The sequence below is a fragment of the Roseibium sp. genome, from assembly GCF_965216085.1.
Taxonomy (GTDB): Bacteria; Pseudomonadota; Alphaproteobacteria; order Rhizobiales; family Stappiaceae; genus Roseibium.
On record NZ_OZ244138.1, the window covers coordinates 3,262,859 to 3,287,868 of the forward strand.

22 protein-coding genes are annotated in these 25,010 nt (G+C 55.6%); 8 read left to right on the top strand and 14 right to left on the bottom strand.

Features of this window, described 5'->3' with window-relative positions:
- Positions 1-37: 37 nt before the first annotated feature.
- Positions 38-1,372 carry an MFS transporter gene (locus ACOOFE_RS15340; protein WP_420415589.1) on the top strand — a complete coding sequence of 445 codons (1,335 nt, stop codon included), beginning with the start codon at positions 38-40 and terminating at the stop codon, positions 1,370-1,372.
- A gap of 408 nt (positions 1,373-1,780) precedes the next feature.
- Complete coding sequence (locus tag ACOOFE_RS15345; protein ID WP_420410859.1) at positions 1,781-2,431, top strand: substrate-binding periplasmic protein; 651 nt, start codon at positions 1,781-1,783, stop codon at positions 2,429-2,431.
- Between the two features lie 53 nt (positions 2,432-2,484).
- Here the strand turns inward: ACOOFE_RS15345 and ACOOFE_RS15350 are convergent, their stop codons facing one another.
- Positions 2,485-3,111, bottom strand: a complete 627-nt coding sequence (locus ACOOFE_RS15350) for an AAA family ATPase (RefSeq protein WP_420410860.1) — start codon at positions 3,109-3,111, stop codon at positions 2,485-2,487.
- A 148-nt stretch (positions 3,112-3,259) separates the two neighbouring features.
- Here ACOOFE_RS15350 and rnd point away from each other — a divergent pair, with 148 nt between their 5' ends.
- Entirely contained in the window at positions 3,260-4,438 is a 1,179-nt protein-coding gene (gene rnd / locus ACOOFE_RS15355; protein WP_420415590.1) for a ribonuclease D, read from the top strand.
- Positions 4,439-4,479: 41 nt separating this feature from the next.
- Here the strand turns inward: rnd and ACOOFE_RS15360 are convergent, their stop codons facing one another.
- From ACOOFE_RS15360 to ACOOFE_RS15375, 4 genes are all read right to left on the bottom strand, one after another.
- A complete protein-coding gene (locus ACOOFE_RS15360) occupies positions 4,480-6,003 on the bottom strand; it encodes an exopolyphosphatase (protein ID WP_420410861.1) in 1,524 nt (507 codons plus the stop codon).
- Between the two features lie 277 nt (positions 6,004-6,280).
- Positions 6,281-8,503: an RNA degradosome polyphosphate kinase gene (locus tag ACOOFE_RS15365; RefSeq protein ID WP_420410862.1), complete on the bottom strand. Its 2,223-nt coding sequence runs from the start codon at positions 8,501-8,503 to the stop codon at positions 6,281-6,283.
- 86 nt (positions 8,504-8,589) lie between these two features.
- A complete protein-coding gene (locus ACOOFE_RS15370) occupies positions 8,590-9,288 on the bottom strand; it encodes a hypothetical protein (protein WP_420410863.1) in 699 nt (232 codons plus the stop codon).
- A gap of 11 nt (positions 9,289-9,299) precedes the next feature.
- A complete protein-coding gene (locus tag ACOOFE_RS15375) occupies positions 9,300-10,415 on the bottom strand; it encodes an AI-2E family transporter (RefSeq protein WP_420410864.1) in 1,116 nt (371 codons plus the stop codon).
- 238 nt (positions 10,416-10,653) lie between these two features.
- Here ACOOFE_RS15375 and purM point away from each other — a divergent pair, with 238 nt between their 5' ends.
- Both purM and purN read left to right on the top strand, forming a co-directional pair.
- A complete protein-coding gene (purM, locus tag ACOOFE_RS15380) occupies positions 10,654-11,736 on the top strand; it encodes a phosphoribosylformylglycinamidine cyclo-ligase (RefSeq protein WP_420410865.1) in 1,083 nt (360 codons plus the stop codon).
- Positions 11,733-12,383 carry a phosphoribosylglycinamide formyltransferase gene (gene purN, locus ACOOFE_RS15385; RefSeq protein ID WP_420410866.1) on the top strand — a complete coding sequence of 217 codons (651 nt, stop codon included), beginning with the start codon at positions 11,733-11,735 and terminating at the stop codon, positions 12,381-12,383. The genes purM and purN overlap by 4 nt, the downstream gene beginning before the upstream one ends.
- A gap of 5 nt (positions 12,384-12,388) precedes the next feature.
- Here the strand turns inward: purN and ACOOFE_RS15390 are convergent, their stop codons facing one another.
- The 3 genes from ACOOFE_RS15390 to ACOOFE_RS15400 all read right to left on the bottom strand — a co-directional run bounded on the left by ACOOFE_RS15390 (position 12,389) and on the right by ACOOFE_RS15400 (position 14,642).
- Positions 12,389-13,156: a hypothetical protein gene (locus ACOOFE_RS15390; protein WP_420410867.1), complete on the bottom strand. Its 768-nt coding sequence runs from the start codon at positions 13,154-13,156 to the stop codon at positions 12,389-12,391.
- 14 nt (positions 13,157-13,170) lie between these two features.
- A complete protein-coding gene (locus tag ACOOFE_RS15395) occupies positions 13,171-13,659 on the bottom strand; it encodes a Panacea domain-containing protein (protein WP_420410868.1) in 489 nt (162 codons plus the stop codon).
- 95 nt (positions 13,660-13,754) lie between these two features.
- The gene (locus tag ACOOFE_RS15400) at positions 13,755-14,642 is read right to left on the bottom strand and encodes an amidohydrolase family protein (protein ID WP_420410869.1); all 888 of its coding nucleotides are present in this window, start codon (positions 14,640-14,642) and stop codon (positions 13,755-13,757) included.
- Positions 14,643-14,818: 176 nt separating this feature from the next.
- On the opposite strand from ACOOFE_RS15400, the gene ACOOFE_RS15405 reads away from it, so the two are divergent.
- Positions 14,819-16,213 (top strand): PLP-dependent aminotransferase family protein, encoded by a 1,395-nt coding sequence (locus ACOOFE_RS15405; protein ID WP_420410870.1) that lies wholly within the window; start codon positions 14,819-14,821, stop codon positions 16,211-16,213.
- A 190-nt stretch (positions 16,214-16,403) separates the two neighbouring features.
- Positions 16,404-16,814: a DUF983 domain-containing protein gene (locus ACOOFE_RS15410; protein WP_141187139.1), complete on the top strand. Its 411-nt coding sequence runs from the start codon at positions 16,404-16,406 to the stop codon at positions 16,812-16,814.
- 304 nt (positions 16,815-17,118) lie between these two features.
- On the opposite strand, the gene ACOOFE_RS15415 is transcribed toward ACOOFE_RS15410, so the two are convergent.
- From ACOOFE_RS15415 to ndk, 6 genes are all read right to left on the bottom strand, one after another.
- Entirely contained in the window at positions 17,119-18,321 is a 1,203-nt protein-coding gene (locus ACOOFE_RS15415) for an HlyD family secretion protein (RefSeq protein WP_141187140.1), read from the bottom strand.
- A complete protein-coding gene (locus tag ACOOFE_RS15420) occupies positions 18,314-18,931 on the bottom strand; it encodes a hypothetical protein (RefSeq protein WP_420410871.1) in 618 nt (205 codons plus the stop codon). Before ACOOFE_RS15420 ends, ACOOFE_RS15415 begins: the two co-directional genes overlap by 8 nt.
- Positions 18,932-19,239: 308 nt before the next feature.
- Complete coding sequence (locus ACOOFE_RS15425) at positions 19,240-21,336, bottom strand: molybdopterin-containing oxidoreductase family protein (protein WP_420410872.1); 2,097 nt, start codon at positions 21,334-21,336, stop codon at positions 19,240-19,242.
- Positions 21,337-21,434: 98 nt separating this feature from the next.
- Positions 21,435-21,872 carry an EF-hand domain-containing protein gene (locus tag ACOOFE_RS15430; protein ID WP_420410873.1) on the bottom strand — a complete coding sequence of 146 codons (438 nt, stop codon included), beginning with the start codon at positions 21,870-21,872 and terminating at the stop codon, positions 21,435-21,437.
- A 90-nt stretch (positions 21,873-21,962) separates the two neighbouring features.
- Complete coding sequence (locus ACOOFE_RS15435; protein WP_420410874.1) at positions 21,963-23,096, bottom strand: YHYH protein; 1,134 nt, start codon at positions 23,094-23,096, stop codon at positions 21,963-21,965.
- Positions 23,097-23,278: 182 nt separating this feature from the next.
- A complete protein-coding gene (gene ndk / locus ACOOFE_RS15440) occupies positions 23,279-23,701 on the bottom strand; it encodes a nucleoside-diphosphate kinase (protein ID WP_133950293.1) in 423 nt (140 codons plus the stop codon).
- A gap of 238 nt (positions 23,702-23,939) precedes the next feature.
- Between ndk and ACOOFE_RS15445 the strand changes: the two genes are divergently transcribed.
- Positions 23,940-24,815, top strand: coding sequence for a DUF4344 domain-containing metallopeptidase (locus tag ACOOFE_RS15445; protein ID WP_420410875.1), 876 nt, complete (start codon positions 23,940-23,942; stop codon positions 24,813-24,815).
- Positions 24,816-25,010 lie beyond the last annotated feature (195 nt).

A 25,010-nucleotide genomic window follows, 5' to 3' on the forward strand; every position in this document is an offset into this window, starting at 1 on the left:
GTTAAGAGTGCTCCAGACGCCAACTCTGGAGCACTTTTTGTTTTCGGTCCTCGGCAACAGACCCTACCGGCATTTGTTCTTTGCGCAGGTTATTGCCCTGTTCGGCACCGGGCTGATGACCGTGGCACTGGCCCTGCTTGCTTATGATTTGGCAGGAGGAAACGCCGGGGTCGTGCTCGGCACTGCACTGACAATCAAAATGGTTGTCTATGTGACCTTGAGCCCGGTTGCGGCCGGGTTTGCAGCCCGCTTTCCCAGACGCGGTTTTCTGGTCTTTCTTGATCTGGTACGCGCAGGAACTGCGCTGGCTTTGCCCTTTGTCGATGCGGTCTGGCAAATCTATGTGCTCATCGCGATCCTGCAATCAGCATCAGCTGCCTTCACACCAACCTTTCAAGCCACCATTCCCGATATTCTGACCGATGAGGAGGACTATACCAACGCCTTGTCGCTGTCGCGCATGGCCTATGATTTTGAGAACTTGCTCAGTCCCATGATCGCGGCTCTGCTGGTTAGCCAGATCGGTTTCCATTGGTTGTTTGCCGGTACATCGGCTGGGTTTCTTCTGTCGGCAGCATTGGTCGTCACTGCAGTCCTTCCTGTGGCCAAAGGGGTCCAAGACATCGCCCCACTTCGGCGCATCCAACGGGGATTGGCGATTTACTTGAAAACACCGCGCCTGAAAGGGTTACTGGCGCTGAACCTCACCGTAGCGGCGGCCGGGTCCATGGTCATCGTCAACAGTGTGGTGGTCGTCAAAGCCCAGTTGGGCCTCAGCGACGCGAACCTGGCGCTCTCCATGGCAGCCTATGGCGGCGGCTCAATGCTGGCCGCGCTGCTGATGCCGAAGGTCTTGAAACAGTTGTCCGAGCGGTCCGTTATGATCTCCGCTGCGACCGCACTACCCCTTGCACTGTTTGTCTTCGCCATCCTTACGTTGAGCCTGCCAGAATCGGCAATTTGGTCTGCTCTTCTTTTGATCTGGTTCTGGATGGGAGCCTGCATGTCTGGTGTCCTCGTCCCAACCGGCCGTCTCTTGCGCAATTCTGCTCATTCAGAAGACCGACCACAGGTGTTTGCTGCTCAGTTTGCGCTCTCCCATGCCTGCTGGCTGATCGCTTATCCACTTGCCGGCTGGCTCGGTAGCACAATGCCTCTTGCCCAAACTGTACTGGTCTTGGGCGCAATTTCAGTTCCAGGCGTTTTGGTTGCGGTCCGCCTCTGGCCCCGGAAGGATCCAAGTTTTCTAGTCCACGACCATCCGGACCTGCCGCTGGACCATCCGCATTTGCAGGAAATTGACGGCAAACGCCATGGACATGACTTTGTCATTGATGGACTTCACCCCAACTGGCCGGATCGCCACCACTAGAGCGCCGGGCGAAAACGTGAAAACGTTTGATGGCTTTGGGTGGTTCATCCGGATAGGCGCGGCACGCAGCGCGATGCGGGGCATCGGGCAAGAGGTGCAACACAGCCGGTGGATCGCCAAAAGCCACCCGGAGGGCCTCGTCTCATTGGCCTGCTGACGTGCGTTGGCCCACCCTTATGATGCCAGCACCACTGCGGGCGGCCCGCCTTGCCAGCAAACAAATGAGACGGGTCAAACGCTTCCATGTTTTCGCCCGGCGCTCTAATTGCCGAAACCGGAGCTTCGCCTGTAGACTGCTCCACTAAATTTCCGTTGGTCGCACACCGTCTATGGATCTACGGTTTGCGACTTGGAAGACTTAGAGGCTTTTGCTTGTTCCTGATACAAGTTCGATTTTGGATTATTGTTTTGACCGCGCAACTATTTCCAGTCAGCGCGAGTGCCGACACTGTGACACTCTACACCGCGGAACTTCCAGGGCTTCATCAATCGGACGGATCTGGCAAATATGATGTTTTTCTGAATAAAGCTGCCGCGGCTGCCGGTGTTGATTTGAAGATTATTTATTGGCCGGTGGCGCGGGCGATCACGGCCTTCCAGAATTGTGAGAACTGTTGCGCAAACCCTTGCACTCAGGCGCCCGGAATTGATTATTGCGGAGGCGCAAACCTCTCCAAGCCTTTGTCCGTGTCCCGGCTCTATGTTTTCACCGCATCCAGCAAGGACCCCATCCGCGATTTAGCGGCTTTGAAGGGCAAAACTGTCGGAAAGCTTCAGGGTATGCAAATCGGTGATGCGGTTCCTGCCGCTGGCTCCAATTTGGTCGAAATTGCAAACATCGCTTCCGCCTTGCAGATGTTGGACCTCGGCCGGCTTGACGCTTTTGCTGCCTGGACGCCGGATATCTTCAACTACCTTTCCCAAAACAATCTCCCGCCGCTCTCTTATGCGGCCGAAGCGCCCGTTTTGACTGTCAGTGAGCACCTCGGCTGTAAAGGACCTACGGGCCAAAAACTAATCGATGCCGCCAACGCGTTACGTTTCCGTTTGCTCAACTGATTTTGTAACAGTCAATTTCCCTGGCTGGGCCATGAGTGACATTAGGCTGTGGGCTAACAATCCACGGCCTGAAGAAGCGGGTGCCATTGGCCTCTCACTTCGTAGTCTTTGGTGTCGTGTTGATCGAAGATCGCAGTTCCGGCCGCCGCATGGCGGGCATAGAGCACCCGGTCTGAGATCCGGCAGAGCACCGGATACCCCTTCTTTGAAAGCGTGTGTTCCAAATCAGCCACTTGGTTCGAGCGTTTGTTGATGCGGTTGGCGACAACATGAATGTCCGCCTTGCCCTTGCGCACCCGTTTGATGTCCGAGATGTCATCGAGAAATTTCAAAGTGGCGTTCCAGTCAAAAGCAGAGGCCAGCACTGGCACCACGATATCGGACGCTTCGGCAATCAAGGTCTTGGCGAGTTCAGAACGCAAGCCGCCCGGACCGTCGATAACGATGGCATCCAGCCCTTTGCCCTTATCGCCGATGGCATTTTCCTTGCTCCAATTCAGACTTTCAATCGCCACCAGGTTTTTTGGACGGCGCTTGGTCCAGGACAAGCTCGATTTCTGCCGGTCTGCATCTGCCAGGGCGACATCCTCGCCGCGCGCTGCAAGCGCCACAGCCAGGTTCGTTGCCAATGTTGTTTTGCCGCATCCGCCCTTTGAATTGACCACCAGGATCTTGCGCATTCCGGTCCTCCACCTCTTATTGTTATCCGCCGCCCCACAGCACCATAGGCGCACTCATTGCACCCATACAAGACTTGCCGCAGCAATTGCCGCCATTTCGTGGCGACAAGGCGGCAGAACTCGGGTATAGCTTTCGATCACCATGGAAGTGATTACAAAAACAAAAGACCTTGCCGCTGCCTGTCAGCAGCTTGCTACCAACGACTTCGTCACTGTCGACACGGAGTTCCTCCGCGAAACCACCTTTTGGCCCAAGCTCTGCGTCATCCAGATGGCAGGGCCGGATATGGCGTTTATCGTTGATGCGCTGGCGGAAGGCCTTGATCTCGCCCCCTTTTTCGACCTTATGCGCGACGAGAATGTGACAAAGGTGTTTCATGCCGCGCGTCAGGACATTGAAATCATCTACCATCTCGGCGGATTGATCCCGGCGCCTCTTTTCGATTCTCAGGTGGCCGCAATGGTCTGTGGCTTTGGCGATTCCATTTCCTATGATCAGCTGGTCTACAAGGTGACCGGCGCCCGGATCGACAAGTCTTCGCGCTTTACCGATTGGGCCCGGCGGCCATTGACCGCTAAACAGCTCGATTACGCGCTGGCCGACGTCACCCATTTGCGCGAAGCCTATCAGTTCCTGAAAGCCAATTTGGCTGAACAGAACCGGACCCATTGGGTGCAGGACGAGATGAAGGTGCTGACATCGGTTGGCACCTACCGAACAGACCCGGACCAAGCGTGGAAACGGCTAAAGCTGCGGGTGCGCAAGCCCATTGAACTTGCTGTGATGATGGAAGTCGCTGCCTGGCGCGAAACTGAAGCTCAAACACGTAATGTGCCGCGCAGCCGTGTGATCAAAGACGACGCAATCTATGAACTTGCCGCCCAGCAGCCGGCAAACGCAGAAGCCTTAGGGCGTCTCAGAACCATTCCGCGCGGATTTGAGCGGTCCCGCAGCGCTGACGATATTCTGAAGGCCGTCCGCCGCGCTTTGGATATTCCAAAAGCTGACCTGCCGAAATTGCCGAAAGGCCGCCAAGCGCCGGATGGATCTGCCGCGGCGGTTGATCTTCTGAAGGTGTTGCTGAAGCTGATCAGCGAAGCCCAAGGTGTTGCCGCAAAGGTCATTGCGACAGTCGATGATCTGGAAAAAATCGCAGCCGACGACAATGCCGATGTGGCCGCGTTAAAAGGTTGGCGCCGGGAGCTGTTTGGGGAAACCGCGCTGAAACTCAAACGCGGAGAAGTTGCTTTGGCCTTCCAGAACCGTCAGATTACCGTTCTGGAACAAACGCAGACTAAGGCCGACGCGACAGAGGCGGCGGAGTAACCGCCACCCCGCGAACAAGCCAGACGGCGCTGGATCTTGGATTAGATCCCACCCCTGACTGTAATTGGAACTTCGATAACCTTGGACAACTGCGCAATCCGCTTGCGCAGCCGTTCACCGTCAAGGTCGGCCAAGTCTGAGCCAAGATCGAGGATCAGTGTGTCGTCTTCCTCGTAGATCCCGACTTTCGGTAGCATTCCGCTCATCGATGCACTTAAGAGTGAGGCGACCCGCAACGTCGCCCCTAGCACCTTGCCTCGGATCCGCAGACGGTCGGTGAATAGTTCCCGGATCAAGGATGACAATGCTCCTTCCCGAAGGCCCTGGTGACGGTAAAACACGGCCGCCGCCAGATACGCACGGCTGGCATGATCAAGACCAACAAAAGATGCATTGGAGATGATGTTAAGGCTCTGCTCGCCACGGTAGTCCGGATGCGCCCGCCAGCCGATGTCCGACAAAAGACAGGCCGCATGCCGCAGCCGCATTTCGTTGGCGGTCTCTTCGATGGAAAGCACCTTGAACAGGGTATCTGACCAATTGATCAGCTCTTCGGCGTGCTGTGGCGAGCGGGCTCGCAACTCGCAAAGTTCCCGGGCAGCCTCAATCACCGGATCCTGTGCCTGCATGTCTTGCGGTAGTTGCGCGTGCAGCAGACCTTCACGAACTCCGGTCGCGGAGAATATCAGCCGTTCGGCTTTCATCGCCGACAAAACCCGTTCAAGCACAACAGCGCCGATCGGAACCAATGGCCGGCGTTGTTTCGAAACAACTTCGGCCCGTTCAATTCCTTGAAGATCCGGAACCGCGATCTTCCGGCAGAACGCGATCGCTTCTTCCGCACTGATTTCGTAGTTGTGCATCACATGCAGCGGGTACTTATTCTGCATCAGATGCAAACGGCCAAGCGACCGCCAAGTTCCGCCAACCGCATAAAACGTCCGTTCACCAGGCGGCAACTCGGGCCAATTGAAATCTTTCAATGCGTTTTCTGTGATGTCACGGGCTGCGGCTATGCTGCCGCCCGCCATCTCGGATAGGCGTAGACCACCGAGCGGGAACGTCATGCCAACGCCCGGCCCATTCCCGTCAATTTCGACAAGCTCCAGACTGCCGCCGCCCATATCACCGACAAGGCCGCGCGGTTGCCAGAAACCGGCCGTGACGCCGAGTGCAGAAAAATAGGCTTCTTCGTTGCCGTCGAGTATCCGGACTGGGGCACCCAAAATGGCTTCGACGTCTTCAACGAAATCCGGTCCGTTTTCAGCGTCCCGGGTTGCGGCGGTGGCAACGATATAGATCTCTTGGCAACCGGTATGCTCAATGAGGGCCCGAAACCGGACGAGTTCGGCAAGAGCAACCTTGACGGATCCATCGGCAAGCTGTCCGGTGGCAGCAACACCACGTCCGAGACCAGCCAAGAGCTTTTCGTTGAACAGCATCGTTGGCGTGCGGGCTTTGCGTTCGTATATGACCAGGCGTACAGAGTTGGATCCGATATCGACCACAGCAATCGGGCCGGTGCCGTTGAGCCGGCCGCGTGCCGGCTGTTGGTTGGATGACATCCTAAAGCAATCCTCGGCCTTGTCGCTTCATTTGAGCCCTTAAGATCTGACTCCGAATACCAGAATGCTTCTGGCTTCGAGTTTTATAACGCCGCCACCACATACCGTCTGGCAGTTGGCAATCATTCCCGGCCCATTCTGCTATTCTCTTCATACTCACACGCGGTTAAAAAAGGAGGAAAATCTGCTTTGTGCGCCAACCCGCCGCACAGCCAGAGAGTGTGACGATGCAGATGCGAACGTCTGCTGGTGTTTTTCCAAAGCACTTGAGCTGGACCTAACCTCTTTTTTTCCGCTTCACAAAAGGTTTTGGTCGGTCACTTTTGAGCGATTTGCCCCGGCCAGACAGCGACGGGTTTGTCATGAAATACCGGTGCGCATTGAACGGCTCTTCCGTTGCTCCCGGTTCAATCCGCTCATGACCGCCATCGGAAAGTATCCGCCAGCTTTGCTGATTGTCTTTCAAGTTGGCGACCATGATCTGGTCGAGCACTTGCTCATGCACCGTTGGTGTTTTCAGCGGCACCAGAACCTCGACGCGCCGGTCGATATTGCGCGGCATCAAGTCGGCCGAGCCAATATACACATGCGCTTGTGGAGATGGCAGGCCATACCCGTTGCCGAAACAGAATATGCGGGAGTGCTCCAGAAACCGGCCGACAATCGACTTCACGCGGATATTTTCGGACAGGCCCTCAATGCCAGGACGCAAGCAACAAATGCCACGAATGACCAGATCAACCTGAACACCCGCTTGGCTTGCCCGATAGAGGGAATCGATCACCTCCGGATCGACCAGACTGTTCATCTTCATCCAGATCTGCGCCGGGCGGCCCGCGCGGGCATGGTCGATTTCTGCCTCGGTCATTTCCAGCATTCGGCTGCGCAGATTGACTGGCGACACGGCGAGATGATTGAGTTCGGCCGGTTCGGCATAACCGGTGATATAGTTGAACACCCGGGCCGCATCTTCTGCCAATTCCGGATCATCGGTGAAGAACGAAAGGTCTTCGTAAATCCGCGCCGTGATCGGATGGTAGTTGCCGGTGCCAATATGGCAATAGGTCTTCAGCTGACCATGCTCGCGGCGGATCACCATGGACAATTTGGAGTGGGTTTTCAGCTCGATGAAGCCGAACACCACCTGCACCCCGGCACGTTCCAGATCGCGGGCCCACTTGATGTTGGCTTCTTCGTCAAACCGGGCTTTCAGTTCCACAAGCGCAGTGACGGATTTTCCCGCCTCGGCCGCCTCCGCCAACGCCTTGACAATCGGGGAGTTGTTGGACGTGCGGTAGAGCGTTTGTTTGATCGCCACGACATCCGGATCGCGCGCCGCTTGCCGCAAATACTGGACCACCACATCGAAAGATTCATACGGGTGATGAACGATGATGTCCTTCTGGTGGATCGCAGCCATACAGTTGCCGCCATGCTCGCGGATCCGTTCAGGAAAACGGGCTGTATAGGGTTCAAACTTCAGGTCCGGACGTTCCAGATCAACCACTTGGCTGAGATTGTGGAGCGCGAGCAGACCTTTGGCGAGGAAGATTTCCTCATCTTCCACGTCCAGAGCTTCGGCGACAAACTCTCTTAAGGCCGGGGGTGTTGTGTCCTGAATTTCCAGCCGGATAGCGGATCCCCGGCGTCGGCGCTTCAGCGCGCTTTCAAAGAGGCGCACGAGATCTTCCGCTTCTTCCTCGATTTCCAAGTCACTGTCACGGATGACCCGGAACGCGCCCTTACCCCGGATTTCGTAGCCCGGGAACAAGCGGCCAATGAAGAGCGAAATCACTTTTTCAACCGCAATAAAGCGCGCAGCACCATCCTTGGAATTCGGCATTTGAACGAAGCGGGCCACCTGGCTTGGAACACGCATGAGTGCAATCATGCCCTCCCCGCCAGAAGACGGCACCAATTCAAAAACGATAGAGAACCCGAGATTCGGAATAAATGGGAACGGATGGGCTGGATCAATCGCCAGCGGCGTCAGAACCGGAAAGATATAAGAGAGAAAATATTCTTCGAGCCAATTCCGCTCGTCGGCTTCCAACGTCTCCGCGCGAAGGATTTCAATACCTTCTTCGGCAATTTCACCCTGCAATTCGCCCCAGATTTGCTGCTGGGATGCCTGCAGCTGATGGACTGCTTCACCGATCTTGTCGAGCTGTTCGGTTGGCGTGAGGCCGTCATCTGACAAGTTGGTGACATCGGCCCGCTGCTGACCGCGCAGTCCAGCCACGCGGACCATGAAAAACTCATCTAGGTTGTTGGCCGAAATCGACAGAAACCGCACCCGCTCCAAAAGCGGGTGGTTGCGGTTCATCGCCTCTTCCAGAACACGGAGATTGAACTGCAGCCAGGACAGCTCCCGGTTCATGAAACGGGCCGGTGATTTCAAGAGATCGTCAGTCGTGTCACGCCCAAATTTTCCAACTGGACGACTGGCTACGTCTGGCACTGCGGCAACGGTGTCTTGCACATCGACAGTCTCAGTCATGAAGCCTTCCTTCGATCCGAAACGATCTGTTTTTCCTTTTGGGCTTTCAGATACCTAACGGTCATATCATTCGCGATTGATATCGCCTAGCCGGTTGTTGGTCCGTAGTCGGGACTTGTAACAGTTTCAAGAACTCGTCCGGCGAGCGGTTTTGTGATCTTCACCCGTCCGGCCAGCGCTTCCCGGTCGATGGCATCGACGGCGCGCATGGCGACTTCCAATGAGCGCTCCATGCGCACCACAAGATAGTCGACCACACCGATATCAACGGAGATCTGACGGTCGGCAAAGAGTTTGACCAAGACCCGGCGCAAGAGATCGTCGTCCGGCTCCAAAACTTCCACCGGTGTTGCAGCCCTCAAGCGGGACATCAGATCCGGCAGCGCAACCTTCCAGGATGCCGGCCAGGTGCGGCTGGTGATCAGAACCGTTTTCCCGGCCTGGCGGGCCGCATTCAATAAATGAAACAGCGCAGTATCGTTGACGCCTCTGTGCGCGTCCTCCACCACACAGGCAGGTGCCGCAACCAGCTTCGACACTTTGTCTTCACTCAAGTCTTCGGCCTGAATAACGATTGCGCCGGTTTCATCCCGGAATGCTTCGACCAAATGGGTTTTGCCAGATCCCACAGGCCCGGCCAGGATCACCACCGGCGACGGCCACTCGGGCCAGCGCTCCAGCAATTCAAAGGCTGCCTGGTTCGACCGGCCGACAAGATAGTCGTCACGGCCGAGGGCCGCATCATGCGGCAAGTCCAGGGGCAGCTGGCGCGGTGTCTCCGCCATTGTTACTCAATCTACTCTTTAGGCCCCGCGTCTGGGGCGGTCTCATCAGGCACTGCCGCGCGCATTCGGCGGGTTCCCGTATATACTGGACTCGCTAGGTACTGCTTCAGTGCGAAGCGCGCAAGCACGCCGATCATGGCCGCAGCCGGAACAGCAATCAACATCCCCACAAATCCAAAGAGATATCCAAAGGCAAACAACGCAAACATCAGCGTCACCGGATGAAGGCCCGTGCTGTTTCCGACCAGTTTCGGCTGCAGGATATTGCCTTCCAAAAACTGCCCGGCCGCAAAAATTCCGCCAATAATCAGGATCATCGGCCAATCCGGCCAGAATTGGACCAGACCGACACCGATGGAGACGACAAATCCGAGACCCGCGCCGACAAATGGAATGAAACTGACGAGCCCGGCCCCCATCCCGATCAGCAGGCCAAAGTTCAGGCCCGCAATCCCCAGCGAAACGGCATAGAATGTTCCCAGCAGCAAGCACACCGAGAGTTGGCCGCGCACAAACCCGGCGACAGCGCCGTCCATTTCCCGCGCCAACTCACGGATTTCAAAAAGATGATCGCGCGGCAGCCAGGCATCGATCTTCTCGACCATATGGTCCCAGTCGAGCAGAAGATAAAATGCGACCACAGGCGTGATGACAAACAGCGACAAGATCGACAAGAGCGCCTGACCACCGCTCCAGATCGACTGCGCCAATTTGCCGACAAAGGCAGCGCCTTGCCCGACAAGATCGGACATGCTGGACTGAAGATCCGCCAGTTTAATCCCCGCAACTGTTGTCAACCGTTCTCCAACTTGATCATTGATAAGAGTTTGGAGTTGGCGCACCAGATCCGGGAAATATTTCAGGAACAACGCCAGCTGATTGCCAAGCACAGGCAGCAGCAAAATGAAGAAAAGGATCAACAAGAAGACAAAGCCGAACAGGATGGTGAGCGTCGCCCAAAGCCGGCCCATGCCAAGTTTTTCCAGCCGGTCGCACACCGGGTCCAGCAGATAGGCAACGGCCGCGCCGGCGACAAACGGCAACAACACCCCTGAAAAAACAAACAAAAAGACGCAGAAAATGCCCAGAGAAATCAGCCAGAACTGGATCTGACGGCGCAATGTCATGAAACGAAATCCTTTGCAGTCTGGCACAGCCGCAAACGTATCAACGCATCGGCTACTTCCAAAGCTCCCCCTGCCGGTGAGTTAGGATGCTGGACAACATCAGGTCAAGTGCCGAGACACCAGACGTCGATCTCAGATGAATTTGGCAGGGGTCGGAGCCGCCCGGCTCTTGTTTTCTGAAGCCTCACACTGTAAGCGCGTCAGGCAAAGCCAACCGCCTAAAGCTTTGGAGCGCCCCATGAGCCAATCCCCGTCCTCCGGTTCCAATGGTCTGACCTATGCCGATGCCGGCGTCGACATTGATGCGGGCAACGCACTGGTCGACCGGATTAAGCCGCTGGTCAAGGCGACTTCCCGTCCTGGCGCGGACAGCGACATTGGCGGTTTTGGCGGCCTGTTCGACCTCAAAGGCGCCGGTTTTAAGGATCCGGTTCTGGTTGCCGCGAACGACGGTGTTGGCACCAAATTGAAAATCGCCATTGAAACCGGCCAGCATCGCACGGTCGGCATCGACCTTGTGGCCATGTGCGTCAACGACCTGATTGTTCAGGGCGCCGAACCGCTGTTTTTCCTCGACTATTTCGCAACCGGCGCGCTGGATGTCGAAACGGCCACCGATGTGGTTGCCGGTATCGCGGATGGCTGCAAGATGGCCGGCGCAGCGCTGATCGGCGGCGAAACGGCCGAAATGCCGGGCATGTATGCCGATGGCGATTATGACCTTGCCGGCTTTTCCGTTGGCGGCGTGGAGCGCGGCGAGATCCTGCCGCGCAAGGATGTTGCAGAAGGCGACGTGCTGCTCGGCCTGGCTTCTTCCGGCGTCCACTCCAACGGCTATTCGATGGTGCGCAAGATCATCGAACTGTCCGGCCTGGATTGGTCTTCAGAAGCCCCCTTCGACAGCACAAAGACGCTGGGCGAAGCTTTGATGGAGCCGACAAAAATCTACGTCAAACCGCTTCTCGCCGCATTGAAGGCAACCAGCGGCATCAAGGCGCTGGCGCACATCACCGGCGGCGGCCTGCCGGAAAACCTGCCGCGCGTCCTGCCGGACGGCAGCTCGGCCCGTATTGATCTTTCCAAGATCAGCGTTCCGGCGGTGTTCTCCTGGCTTGGAGAAAAGGGCGGCGTGGCAGAAGCTGAAATGCTGCGCACCTTCAACTGCGGCATCGGCATGGTGGTCGTGGTTGATGCAGCCGAAGCAGCGTCCGTCCAGAAGGTTCTGGAAGACGCTGGTGAAACCGTCGCTGAAATCGGCCGGATCGAGGCGGCCGGCAGCGCTCCGGTCCTCTTTGACGGTTCTCTGGGCCTTGCTTCATGAGCCGGAAAAAGACCGCCATCCTGATTTCCGGACGCGGCTCCAACATGGGCGCGCTGATTTCAGCTGCGATGGACCCAAGTTTTCCAGCTGAGATTTCCCTGGTCCTGTCCAACCGGCCGGATGCCAAGGGTTTGCAGCGGGCGCAGGATTTCGGCATTCCGACAGCGGTTGTGGATCACAAGGACTTTGGCGGCGACCGCGAAGCCTTTGAAAAGTCAATCGACGAGATTTTGAAAGCCAACAAGATCGACATCGTTGCCCTTGCCGGCTTCATGCGTATCTTGTCGCCCTATCTGGTGAATGCCTGGGCCAACCGGATGATCAACATCCACCCGGCTCTGCTGCCCTCCTTCAAGGGCCTGGCGACCCACGAGCGGGCGCTCGAAGAAGGCGTCAAACTGCACGGCGCGACGGTCCATTTTGTGTCTGCCGAGATGGACGACGGTCCGATCATCATTCAAGGCGCGGTGCCCGTGCTCGACCAGGATACGCCCGACAGCCTCGCCGCCCGTGTGCTCGACGTCGAACACAAGATCTACCCCAAAGCCCTGGAGCTGGTTGCCTCCGGCAAGGCCAAGGTCAAAGGCGGCACCAAAGTCACGACCGGCGATGCCGACGACGGCACCACGCCGCTGATCTGGCCTTGAGTTTATCAGTCGATTTCACCCCAGATATTTGAAAAATCTTGTGTGATTACTGGTGGTTCTGATACTCGCTCATTCGATGGCTTTTTCGAGCTTTCTTCCTCTACTATATCGGTTTCCAATATGCTTTTCGCTTTCTGCAAAGCATTCAAATACAAATCTATCTGCTCCGCTAATTCTGCTTTGGAAAGGAGTTCGAAATCACCTCTTTGCCATACTAAAGGGCATCGTTTGCCTGTTGTTTTATCCTTTGGGAAAGAAAGAAACTCTCCAGGTGAACTCTGAAAATCAGTCAGTGAAAACACTGCATCTTCGATCAACGTCATCAAAAGCCGTATCTGAAAATCTGTCAGTGGCATTGAGGACCACCCAACTAAAAACACAGGCTTAAAAACACCACCTTCACTCAAAATCGCAGTCGGCTTTACAGGGATGCTTAAACCCTTGCTAATCCTGAATGGCTCAACAAATTCATCGAACGCTGGTGCTCCTGAATACTGACGTTCTTTATCAAATCTATAAAACGCTTTGATGAATTCAGTGTTGTGGCGTCGAGAGTTCGGATTCCCTTTCCTTGAAACCGCTTTTAGAGCGGTACGGTAATCTAAGCCATGCAATATCCTATCTGCGGCTACGCGAAGGCCTGTTTGATAGCTAATTGTCGGAATATGCCTTGCAAAACCAACTAACTCCTTAGTTGTCTTATTAATGTCCGGATAATTGTACCTGACCCAATTGTGCACATAGGGAGGACGGTCAAGCTTATTTCTATTCATCTTCACCTCATCATCTAATGCCTCGTCTGTATTCCAAAGTATTCCACGATACTCTCATTACTAATATGCATACCAGGATTTGATTTTGCTTGATGATTAAACACAATATCCCATGGTCCTCCACTAACATGAGACATCTCAACAAGCTTCCCTGTACTCATCGCCAAATACCTATCGAGTACTTGGACCATAAAAGCCTCTAGTTCTGGCTTCATGTCGATTTCACAATCGATCAACTCGAGCGTCTTAGCGTCTCTCTTTTTTGCAAAACTAGATATTGGCTTGTCGCCAAAGACTTTGAACTGACTGTATAGTTCCCTGAATACAGGACCGTATTGCCACGCTTCGATTTTCGCCCCAACTAAGGGTTGGCCAGTTTTCGCTAAATGCCAAGCGTGCAGGAAGTATACAAGCTTATTGACATCGATGTTTGTTATCTCACGTCCGTGTTTTTTCGCGTAACTAAGAACGAAATTGGCGACTGCTCTAACATCATGCGTCATGTATACCATCCACAGCTCATTTGTACTCGTTCTGTTCCACATCGGTCAACACCCCGCAGAACCATATCAACAGTTAACAAATCACAAACTCACCCTCACCGCGTCCCGATCTGCCCCATGGAAATCGTCCGGCCAAAAACCCGTTCGGCGTTTTTGTAGGCGAGTTTTTCGGCGATTGGTCTGGGGAATTGGGACAGCCACATCCGGTTCATGTCCATGATCGCCGAATAGTTTTCCCACTGGCTGTTGACCCAAGTGTCACTGCCGATCATCAGCCGGTCCTGGAAATCCAATATAATTTCCACCCAGTCCGGGCTGAGTTTGTCGCCCGGTCCGGCAATGTCCCACTCCCGTAAAGACGTATCGGCCAGAAGCTCCGGAAATTCGTCCATCAGCCCATAGACCTCCTGGGCAGATGTTGAGAGGCCGGCATGGGCCCATATGATTTTGACATCGGGGTCGAGCCCATAAAGCCAGCGGATGGGCTCGGCACCAGAATGGACATGAAGATAAATATCCCGGTCCTTCGCCATCTTGATGATCTTGCGGAACAGCGGCTCGTCGGACGTATCCAGCTGGTGGATGTGGAATTCGCCAATCCCTTCATGGGGATAGGTTTCCAAGCGGCCTTGAAGATACTCCTCCATGCCGTCCATTTTGGTCCAGTTCGACGACCCGGCGCTGCCATGATAAGGGCGCAACTCCGGCACGATCCGGCTTGGCGCGTATTCGAAAAGCATGATGGTGCCCTCATCGGGCGTTGACGAGACGAGCGCCATGGCAACCCCGTTCCGGTCCATCAGTTCGACGACCGTTTCGACCGAATATCTCTGCCAAGCAGGCTCCTTGTAATGCATGTGAGCGTCAAACAGCGGCAGATCCTTCACCGCCGGCCCAATCGGCGGCGCTTTTTCATCTGCAAGGCTGCCGCAGGTCATTCCCCCCAACGCTAAAATAGCCAAAGCCATACTTTTGATCGTCATGTTTAGTTCCATCGCTGTCCGCCGTCCGGCCCGATTATAGAGCGGACGGCTGATCCGGGTAGCTGCAGATCGTTCGGAACTTTTCTCCATCCGTCTGGCTTTTTTGCAGCAGGTGACAAAATGGATCGAACTGTATATACAGTCATTATGCAGTCAATTTACTGGAATGACCTTAGATGACCAACTGGCGTCCCGACCTTACCCGAAGCAATGCTCCCCGGTATCTCGCACTGGCTGACCAGATCGAACAAGATATCGCCGCTGGCCGCCTAAAAGCCGGTGACCGGCTACCGGCACAGCGGCGCCTGGCCGCCCAGCTGGGTCTCGATTTCACAACGGTCGCCCGCGGTTATACCGAAGCCCAACGGCGCGGTGTGATATCCTCCCAGGTTGGCAGCGGCACCTTTGTCTCAGAAACCTACCAACCAGCTCCGAACCGCGCTGAGACCACTTCGTCCCGCCGACCCTGCCCGGCTGACACATCCATGAATCTCCCGCCGGAACCTGATGATCCGGCTTTGAAATCCAAAATGCGGAACAGTCTCACCGCCCTCTCCGCGGACCTGATCCCCTTAATGCGCTATCAGACCTTTGACGGCTGCGAGCCGGCTCTCGAAGCTACAATCACTTGGCTGCAGCGGTCCGGCCTGATAGCTGACCCGGAGCGGATCCAGATTACACCCGGGGCCCAGGCGGCACTGGCGGCCATATTGAGCGGGCTGACACAGCCAGGCGATTTGATCGCGTGCGAGAGGATCACGTATCCGGGGCTTCGCTCACTTGGTGCCCAAATGGGTCTCAAACTGATTGGCCTGCCGATGGATGCTGACGGGATCGAACCGGACGCACTGGAAGCTGCCTGCCAAACGAATGAATTAAAGGCGCTTTATCTCAATCCAACGCTGCAAAACCCCACCACCCGAACCGTTCCGCTGGACCGCCGGCAGGCCTTGGTGGAAATCGCAGCACGCTACAACATTCCGATCCTGGAAGACGACCCCTATAGCCCGCTTTTGCCGGTTGCCCCGCTTCCCTTTGCAGGTTTGGCACCGCAGAACACTTGGTATATCGGCTCCTTGTCGAAGTCTTTGGGTGCAGGCTTGCGGGTTGCTTATGTACAGGCGCCGAACAAAAAGGCAGCTTGGCAGTTGTCGCGGGCGCTGCGCGCATCGCACGTCATGCCGCCCCCCTTGATGGTGGCGCTGGCCAGCCAATGGGTGCTGGACGGGACAGCCGCAGAAATCTCCTCAACCATTGCAGTTGAAAGTGCCGGGCGGCAGAAGCTCGCGGCCAAAAGGCTGCAAAGCCGGGACTACCTGGCCAACCCAAACGGGTTTCATCTGTGGCTTGCCCTGAAAAACGGCTGGACCCGCGCCGCTTTTGCCAGCCAGGTGCGCGGCCTCGGCCTTGGCATTACAGAAAGCGACGCCTTTACGGTTCAAGGCACCCCGGCAGAGGCTGTTCGCCTGTGCCTTGGCGGACCGGTCTCCCGAAGCACCTTGGACAGTGCTTTGGAGAGCATTGCAACCCTTCTGGAAACGTCGCCCGAACAAGCCTCGGCCTATTTCTGAGTGCTTGAACCATACCGGAATCGGACCATTGGAACCAAAATGCCGCAACCCGAGGGCTTGCAGCTTGCGCACAATCAGGTATTTTTGACTGCAGACAAAATGAAGTGATTTCTCCAATTGACTGCAAATGACCGCATAGACCTGTTGTGGTTTCAGGCGCAGGCATGTGAACATCTGAAAGGCTCGAGAGATGAGCACACAGCACAGCTGGCCAAAGCTGCCGCCATTTCAAACCGGCATCAAAGGCCGCTGCCCGCGCTGCGGTGAGGGCAAAATTTTCGACGGCTTCCTGACCATGGCCAAGGGCTGCAAACATTGCGGTCTGGATTACAGCTTTGCCGATCCGGCAGATGGCCCGGCGTTTTTTGTGATCTGTTTTGGCTGCGTTCCAGCGGTGACCTTTGGCATTTGGCTGGAGATCGCGTTCCAGGCGCCCTACTGGGTCCATTTGTTCACCACTCTGCCGCTGATCCTATTGACCTGCATTCCAATGCTGCGCCCCTTGAAAGGCTGGCTGGTGGCGAGCCAGTATTTCTACAAGGCCCAGGAAGGCCAGCTGGTGACGGCGGAAGACGCCCAATCCGACACGGCGCCGGGTTAACTCCCCTGGGACGCGGCTCTTTCAAGGCGCAGCCCTGCCGTGGATCCGAGCCTTGGTTTCGCGTCTATGCTCCTGGATCAGCTTCTTAAAGCGACAAAACAGAAATTCGGGAACGCTGTTTGCCGTTCATCCTTGGGACGGCACTCCAGCGGAACCGGCGGCCCGGCCCCCGCCCCATCCCTCAATCCCGAGGGAGGGGGCCGGAGTTTTTTGTTGCATTGGTCTGTTTGCGTCCTAGTCTCATTGTCAGGGCCTATTTTGACGATCCGGGCCCTGCGGCGCAGAGCCCTACATTCTTCGCCAATTAGTGCCCGCCACCAGCAAGCCCAACGCCAGAGACCAGAGCGATCCACACCTTGATGCGAAGGCCCCAGGCCTTGATGATCCCAAGACCGCCCAAAACGTGCCCCATCAACCCGTGACCGAGATTTCGGTCGTAGGTCTGAACTATACAGCCACTGCCATTGATCAACTTCTGCTCGTGTTCGGGATAGACCATCTCAAGCAGAACCGTCACTTCACCGCGCGCCGAGAACTGTGAAGGTTCCAGCAATCGGCCTGTCGCTGTTATTTGACCAGCCGCAATTTCAGGCTGGATACCGACAATGCGCGCCGGAAGAACCGCATCCACCATAGCAATGTTGAAATTGGTGTCGCAGGCGACCTCGGCGGGCATACCGACATAAAGGATTGAGCGCGCAACTTGCGAGAACCCTGCAAGAACCCGTTTGGGATGCTCAGGATCCCGGTCGGGGATAATCAACATCGCCGGACTGGTCGCGATTTGGGATGCGCGCGCACCAACATGCAAGGTCAGCTGATCAATCACCCCATCTACCTGAGACCGGACAACCGTTTTTTCCAATTCCACATTTGCTTGTTTCAGAGCGGAATTGGCACTTTCCCGTTGGGCTGGAAGAACTTCGTCCAATTGAAGATTGGCCTCATCAAGCGCCGCTTGCGCTTGCGAAACTTTTGCTTCAGCTGCATCCATATCAGCAACGGCTGCTTCATAACGGCTTGCGGTATAGGCTGCCGACTTTCGGAGACGTAGCTCTTCCTGGTCTTCAAAAACTTCAGATGCTTGTTGTAGGATCGCCTTTTCCCTGTCCACAGAAGCTTCAGCCGAACGGACTTGAGCTTGCGCCAGAGCAAAGGACTTCTCGATTTCGACCAGCTTCAATTCGGCTGTCCGCACTGCAGCCTGCTCTGTTTCATCACTGACTGCAAACAGGATTTGGCCTGGCTCTACTCTCGATCCGTTGTCTACTTCAATGCGCGTCACGGTGCCGCCATTCTCACTGACGACAGGGACAGTCCGAAACGGCACAAATCCGGTGTAAGACTTTGGATAGTAGTAGAAAACGGTAAAGAACACCGCAAAGGCCAAGGCCAGCCAGGCGAACAAAGCGATATGCACGTTGTAGAGCGTGATCGGAATTCCCCGCCAGCGAAGATAGAGGATACGCAAAACGAACGGGATCGACGTTACGGTCAACTCAATCATTGTCGGTCACTCCCGCAGATTTCGGCGATGCTTTTTTTGTTGGCGCGGGCGGTGGACCGTTTGCCTCCGAGCCGGGTTCAACGGTCTGAGCCGCTGGAATGTTGGGTTCTATTTTCGGTGAAGGCCGGACCCGATTGCCATACCGGTCATGCTCGCCCAGATGCTCATGCTGCAACTCTTCAAGCATGAGGCCTTCCAGCTCTCCTTTGAGGGTGTGTTCCTTCATGGGCTCAAACCAAAGCATCAAATCGCGTGCAAGGGCGGTCGCGATCAAGGACAACGGCAGAAGAATGCTGAAATGACTTAAGGGTGGAAAAATCTCATAGGCAAACGCGACCATCAATAACGTTGGAATGGTGGTTTGAAGCGGCGTCCCCTCATTGTGCCGCTCGGCAAAGCGGTCGAACCGCGCATAGAGGTGGAAAACAGCGAAGACCAAGAGAAAGAGCAGGATGAGCGCCGAAAAGGCCGTGGTATCCGTTTCTCCCGGCGGCGCCCACCAAGGAACTGTTTGCGCCATTTTCTCTGATGTTGACGCCAGGACCGGAGTTGGGAACACGCCAAGTGTGGCAAGCCAAAGACAAACGGATTTCAATTGGCTTGGTTTCATCACGTCTAACTCCGTTAAGTATTTCATGTGGCACGGAGGAGTTCGACCAGCCGATCGAAAAAACCACCGTCCCAAAAATCATTCCGATCCACAATCTATAAGGTCCGCTTCGCGGAAACTTCCTGAAACTGACCAAACGACATTCAAATACTCAAATCAATAATACGTTTCTCGGATTCGCTGATTCTGTTTCATTATTTTGAATTTGTCAGCAAATTCAATCGACAGGATAATATTCCACTGCGGAAGAGCCGCGAGTTTCCTGATCGGACAGGCCCTATTCCGATAAACGTTTGTCATCGCAGAATCTAGACTGCCCGTAACCACACCGCCGTGTCGTGATAGGCCGCGCCGCCATACGGTGGGACGGGATCTGCGCCGGTGAGCGTATTAATGCCGCGACCGTCCTCAAATGCCTCATTCGGCCAGATGCCTTCAGAAATTACCGTGCCAGGCGCGACTGTTTCCACGAGACGGGCATGCAAAATGACAGCACCCCGGCGGTTGCCCATTTTAACCTTCGCACCGTCCTCTATCCCGAACCGGGCCGCATCTTCCGGACGCAACCAGGCTTCCGGCCGACCTTCTTTTTTGCGCGATCCTTCTGTCTCATTGAAACTGGAATTTAGGAACGAGCGCGCCGGAGCTGTCACCAGCCGTAGCGGATGGTCTTCGCTGGCTGCTTCGATCGCCTCCCATTGATCCGGCAGTTCAGGCATCTGCTGCCACGGACCAAAGGGTTCACCCGCCGGTTTGTTTGGTGCGGCCGACCGGCCCCAGTCCGGCTTGAAATGGAACTTGCCGTCGGCATGGCCAAAGCCATTTAGATAATGCGCGTCGTCAAACTCCGGCTGCAGATCGATCCACTTGGACGCTTCCAACTCTTCCAAAGAGCCATAGCCGGAGTTTTCCAGCATCCAGCCGATATGATCGCGCGCGCTCATTTCAAAACCTTGATGAGATTTTGAGTCAACGCGGGCTGCGATCTCATTCAAAACAAAAAGATTTTCCTTCGGACCTTCCGGCGGCTCAACCACCTTTGGTCCTAAAAGGATATATTGGTGGCCACCACCTTTATAGATGTCGTCATGCTCGAGGAATTGCGTTGCCGGCAGGACGATATCGGCCATCTCTGCCGTCTCTGTCATGAACTGCTCATGGACGACGGTGAAAAGATCTTCGCTGTGAAACCCTTGCCGGACCAGCTCTTGTTCGGGAGCAACCGACATCGGATTGGTGTTCTGGATCAGCATCGCTTTTACCGGCGGACCGCCCAGAAGTGCCTCTTCATCGCCGGTCAGAATGCGGCCGATCAGGCTCTGATCGAGGGCTCGCACCGACGGATCAATGAGACTGCCCGCCTCGATCATTTCCTTATTCAGCTGATAGATGGCGCCATTGTTGTGGAACGCACCGCCGCCTTCATATTGCCAGCAGCCGGTGACAGCGGCAATCGAGGCAGCAGCGTGCATGGCAACCGCCCCATTGCGCGCCCGGGTGAACCCGTAGCCCAGCCGGAAGAAGGTCTTTTTGACCTCGCCGATCAGCTTGGCAACCTCTTCAATATGTTGAACATCCAGGCCGGTGATCCCGGCTGCCCACTCCGGAGTGCGTTGTTGAAGATGTGAGTCTAGTTCTTTTGGGAAGTCCGTGTATTTATTAAGATATTCCCAATCGGCAAAGCCGTCGCGAAAAAGCACATGCATGATCGCGCAGGCAAGTGCTGCATCGGTTCCCGGTTTCAGAACCAGGCCAATATCCGCCTGTTTCATGGTCTCGGTCTTATAGACATCGATGACGATGATCTTCGCGCCACGTTTCTTGCGGGCGGCAATCGCGTGGGTCATGACGTTGACTTGGGTCGCAACAGGGTTGGTTCCCCAGATGACAATCTGATCGGAGAGCGCCATTTCGCGCGGGTCGGGACCTGCAAGTTTGCCGGTTCCGGCGACATAACCAGTCCAAGCCATATTGGTGCAGAAACTGTCGAACTGACGCGAATAACCCTTGGCATGACGGAGGCGATGAATGCTGTCACGCTGCACCAGGCCCATAGTGCCGGCATAGTGATAGGGCCAGACGCTCTCAGCACCGAAGTCCGCTTCCGCTGCCAAAAACTTCTGGGCGATCAGATCGAGCGCAGCGTCCCAGGTAATTTCCTCGAACCGGCCCTCCCCCTTTTTGCCGGTACGGCGTAGGGGTTTCAGCAAGCGCTCGGGGTGATAAAGACGCTCTGCATATCGCGCGACCTTGGCGCAGACGACACCGGCGGTATAGGCATTGTCCTTGGCCCCGTTCAGCCGCTTGATCTTGCCCTGGTCATCAAAACTGACATCCAGCGCACAGGTGGACGGACAGTCATGGGGACAGGCAGAAAAGGCTGATTTTGGCGGCTGCTGCGTCATGGATCATTCCGGTCTTTGAACACGAACGATCCTTATCCATGTAAAGGCGCCGAACCGTCAAGCACCGCATTGTTTGGGTGACATTTCTGTTATCCCGCCTACCCGCCGCGCAGTCTGATGCGGGCGTCTCGGTCGTGCCACTTGGTTTGAAATTCCTCGATTGTCACGACGCCATCGTTGTTGCCGTCCATCATGTCGACCCAGCTGCCGGAATTCGACATGAACTCACCGGCAGACACCTTGCCGTCACCGTTGATGTCGTTCAGGTCCAGACCTCTTAAGATGGTTGTATTTGCCGGTTCTGACTGCTCCGCGCTCGCTGCTGAAAATTCGTTGCTGTCCAGATAGCCGTCCTTGTTGGCATCCAGTTTTGCAAAGAGAGCTTGTCTGCGCTTTTCGGCTTCTTCGACGGACACCTCTCCGTCGTTGTTGATGTCCCATCGCTCCATGAAACTGGCGCCAGCTTCGTCTGCTGCCCATGCATGTGGTGCAGCCAGCAACCCGACAACGAACGCCAGCAAGATTTTCCGTTTCATCAATTTGCCCCTAATCCCCAAAGTATTGGACGCAGGCACATTCCAAGAATGGAAAAGAGTGCGTGGCGCCACGCACTCTTGTTGCTTTATTCAGCTGCCACTGCAAGGCCCGCGGCCGCCCTGGCGGCGTTGCCCTTGACGGGGCCCAGCGCCTGGCGGCGGTGGACGGTGACCGCCTTGAAGGAACCGGGGCCTATGCCCGCCCTGCGCCTGAATGAGCGTCAACGCGGTGTCGCTGTTGTCAGAAAAGGCAGTAAAGTCGATGGTTTGCGCGGAAGTGTCCGTTTCTTCCGCCAAGGCCGCAAATTGGGCTTCGGCCTCACCGGCATCTACATCCGCCCGGCGCTTCAGCCGCTTAAAACTGTTGTCCGGCGACCCCATCCAGCAGCGTGGAATATAGGGAAACTGATCTGTCAGCACATAATGATAAGTGCCTTTGGGATATTCCGGAGTGACAGCAAACCGGCCGTTGCACTGGTCCAAATCACCGGCGCCGCGCACATAGGCCCAGTCCTGGGTGAATTTGCCGTTGTAGCGCCCACCCGGTCCGCTCGGCCGTGTGCCATTTTTTATCCGGTAGCTGCTTTTCAGCTTTTTGATGCCGGATTTCTTTTGCGGATTGGAATAGCCGTAGGGTCCGTAAATCGGGAACCCATCGGCGGCATAACCAATCAGCGCCGGTACAGACCGCCCACCTTCTGAAGCTAAAACACCCGTTGGAATGCCGTGATAATGATAGGTTCCATCGGGCTGCACATGGGCATTGTATTTGTCCAGACCCAGTTTGCAGGCCCCGCCCATGGCCTCATAATTCCAGCCGGATCTCCGGTTGTTTTGCCAGTATTCGGCGGTTCCCGGATCCATAACAACGCCGTTGAGAGCAATGCCGAAGACAGACCCTTGGGCGTTGGTTGCGCGGCCGTTTTTGCGTGGGGCCAGCGGCACTTTCAAATTGTAGTTCTTTTTCGAGATGCGATGCGGATTGTTGCGGTTCGGAAAACTGCCTGGCGACTTGATCGGATAGCCATTGGCGCGGATCCGACGCTTGTTGCCGTCTACCGTGATGTCCGCGGACGCCTCTGCTTCGGGTACCAGCAGGTGCAGAATATTTTCGCCGAAATGACTGTGTTCCAGGTCTTCTTCACCGGAAATCGGTGACGCGCTGTCGTGTGCACCGGCGGGCGTTACCGCCAATGCGCAAATGAGAAATGCCGTAGTGCGCATTTCAGTTCTCCCATGTCTTTCGCCCAAGACATGTCTTATATGGCCGCCCTGTCAAAAGAATGCTGTCGCCAAGGCGTCTTAAAATGTTTCTGCGTGTAACAAAGTGCCATTTTGCCGGACAATAAAAAAAACCGGCCCCCAGATGGGAGCCGGTTCGAAACGTCAAATAATGACGAGAAAATTTAGCCGACCAGCTCGGTGCCGGAGAACCAGAAGGCGATTTCTTCTGCAGCGGTTTCCGGAGCGTCGGAGCCGTGAACGGAGTTTTCGCCGATGGACAGGGCGAACTCCTTACGGATCGTGCCTTCGTCAGCGTCGGCCGGGTTGGTGGCGCCCATGACTTCGCGGTTTTTCGCAATCGCGTTTTCACCTTCCAGAACCTGAACAACGGTCGGGCCGGAGGACATGAATTCGGTCAGTTCGCCGAAGAACGGACGCTCTTTGTGAACAGCATAGAAGGCTTCCGCTTCACGGATGGACATCCATACGCGCTTGGAGGCTACGACGCGAAGGCCGGCATCTTCGAATTTTTTGATGATGGCACCGGTCAGGTTCCGCTTGGTGGCGTCCGGCTTGATCATGGAAAACGTGCGTTCAATCGCCATTTCATCGTCTTTCTTGAACTAGAGGGTGGGACCGGCCAAGTCCGCCGTGTCCTATGGTCTTTTTGAGAAATTTCGCGGCCTTAATAACGGGGCCTTGCCCTGCCCGCAAGGGGGGGCGGGCCATGACATTTTCATGTCGATGGTGGAAGGACGGATGACTTCGCCGCTGGCAATGACCCGAAATGCCGCCTAATCTGGTTTTTGAACTGTACGTGAACTTGTAAACAAGGCTTGTTGAATGCGCCTCCCTTCGCCCAATTTTGCCAGCTGGCTCCGCAACTTGCTCGCCTTTGTTTGCCTTGGATTTTTTTCGGCAACTTTGCCCTTTGCCGCGATGGCCGACGGCAAAGCCGATAACGGGCTTTCCCTGGATGAGCGCCTGGCTGAACTTTCTTCAGAAGAACTGGAAAACTTGCTTGTCTTTGTCGGCGGTAACGCGCTTTTCACCACGTACCACGAAGCCGGACATATGCTGATTTCCGAATTCCGCATTCCCGTTTTGGGTCAAGAAGAAGACGCGGTCGACAATCTGGCAACCATCGTCATGCTGTCCGATGAAACGGACGACCGGGACCTTTTGTTGATCAATGCCATGATCGGCTGGTTTCTCGTCTCCTCGGATGAGGAAAATGATCTGGTCTTTTATGGCGAACACGATCTTGATGAACAGCGCGGGTACCGGATCCTGTGCCTGATGGTCGGCGCCGACGAAGAAACCTTCGCAGATATTGCCCGCGATCTTGAAATGCCGGATGAGCGGATCGAGAGCTGTGCCTACGACTATGCACAAACATCCGATTCCTGGCGGGAAGTGACGGATCCGCACACGAGTGACAGCGACGAGCCAGGAGGCAAGGTTACGGTTTCTCATGAACCAGCTTCTGAAGGCCTTGAGAGCGTCGTCCTGTTTATGAAAGAAGCTGAGATCCTGGAACAGGTGGCCGAAGACCTGGATACCTATTTTAAGCTACCGGAACAGATTACACTCCGGACAACGTCCTGCGGCGGGTCAAACGCCTATTGGGATGCAAACGATCGCTCTGTCACGCTGTGCCATGAATTGCTCGGCGCCTTTGCCGAACTTTACTTGGACGAAATCGCAAACGAAGACTAGGCCGTGTGGTCAAATTGGAGACACCTTTCGTGAGACGAAGGGCGAAAGATGGCGTGGAAAGACCCACAGAGTGTATCAGTGATACGGTCAAGGGGCAGTCCACGTCAGATTGCTGCCCTTTGTTTCACCCGAAGGGCTGGGCCTGCAGCGCTCAATCCGCTACGTAAATCCGGCTTGATGATGCGCCAGCATCAC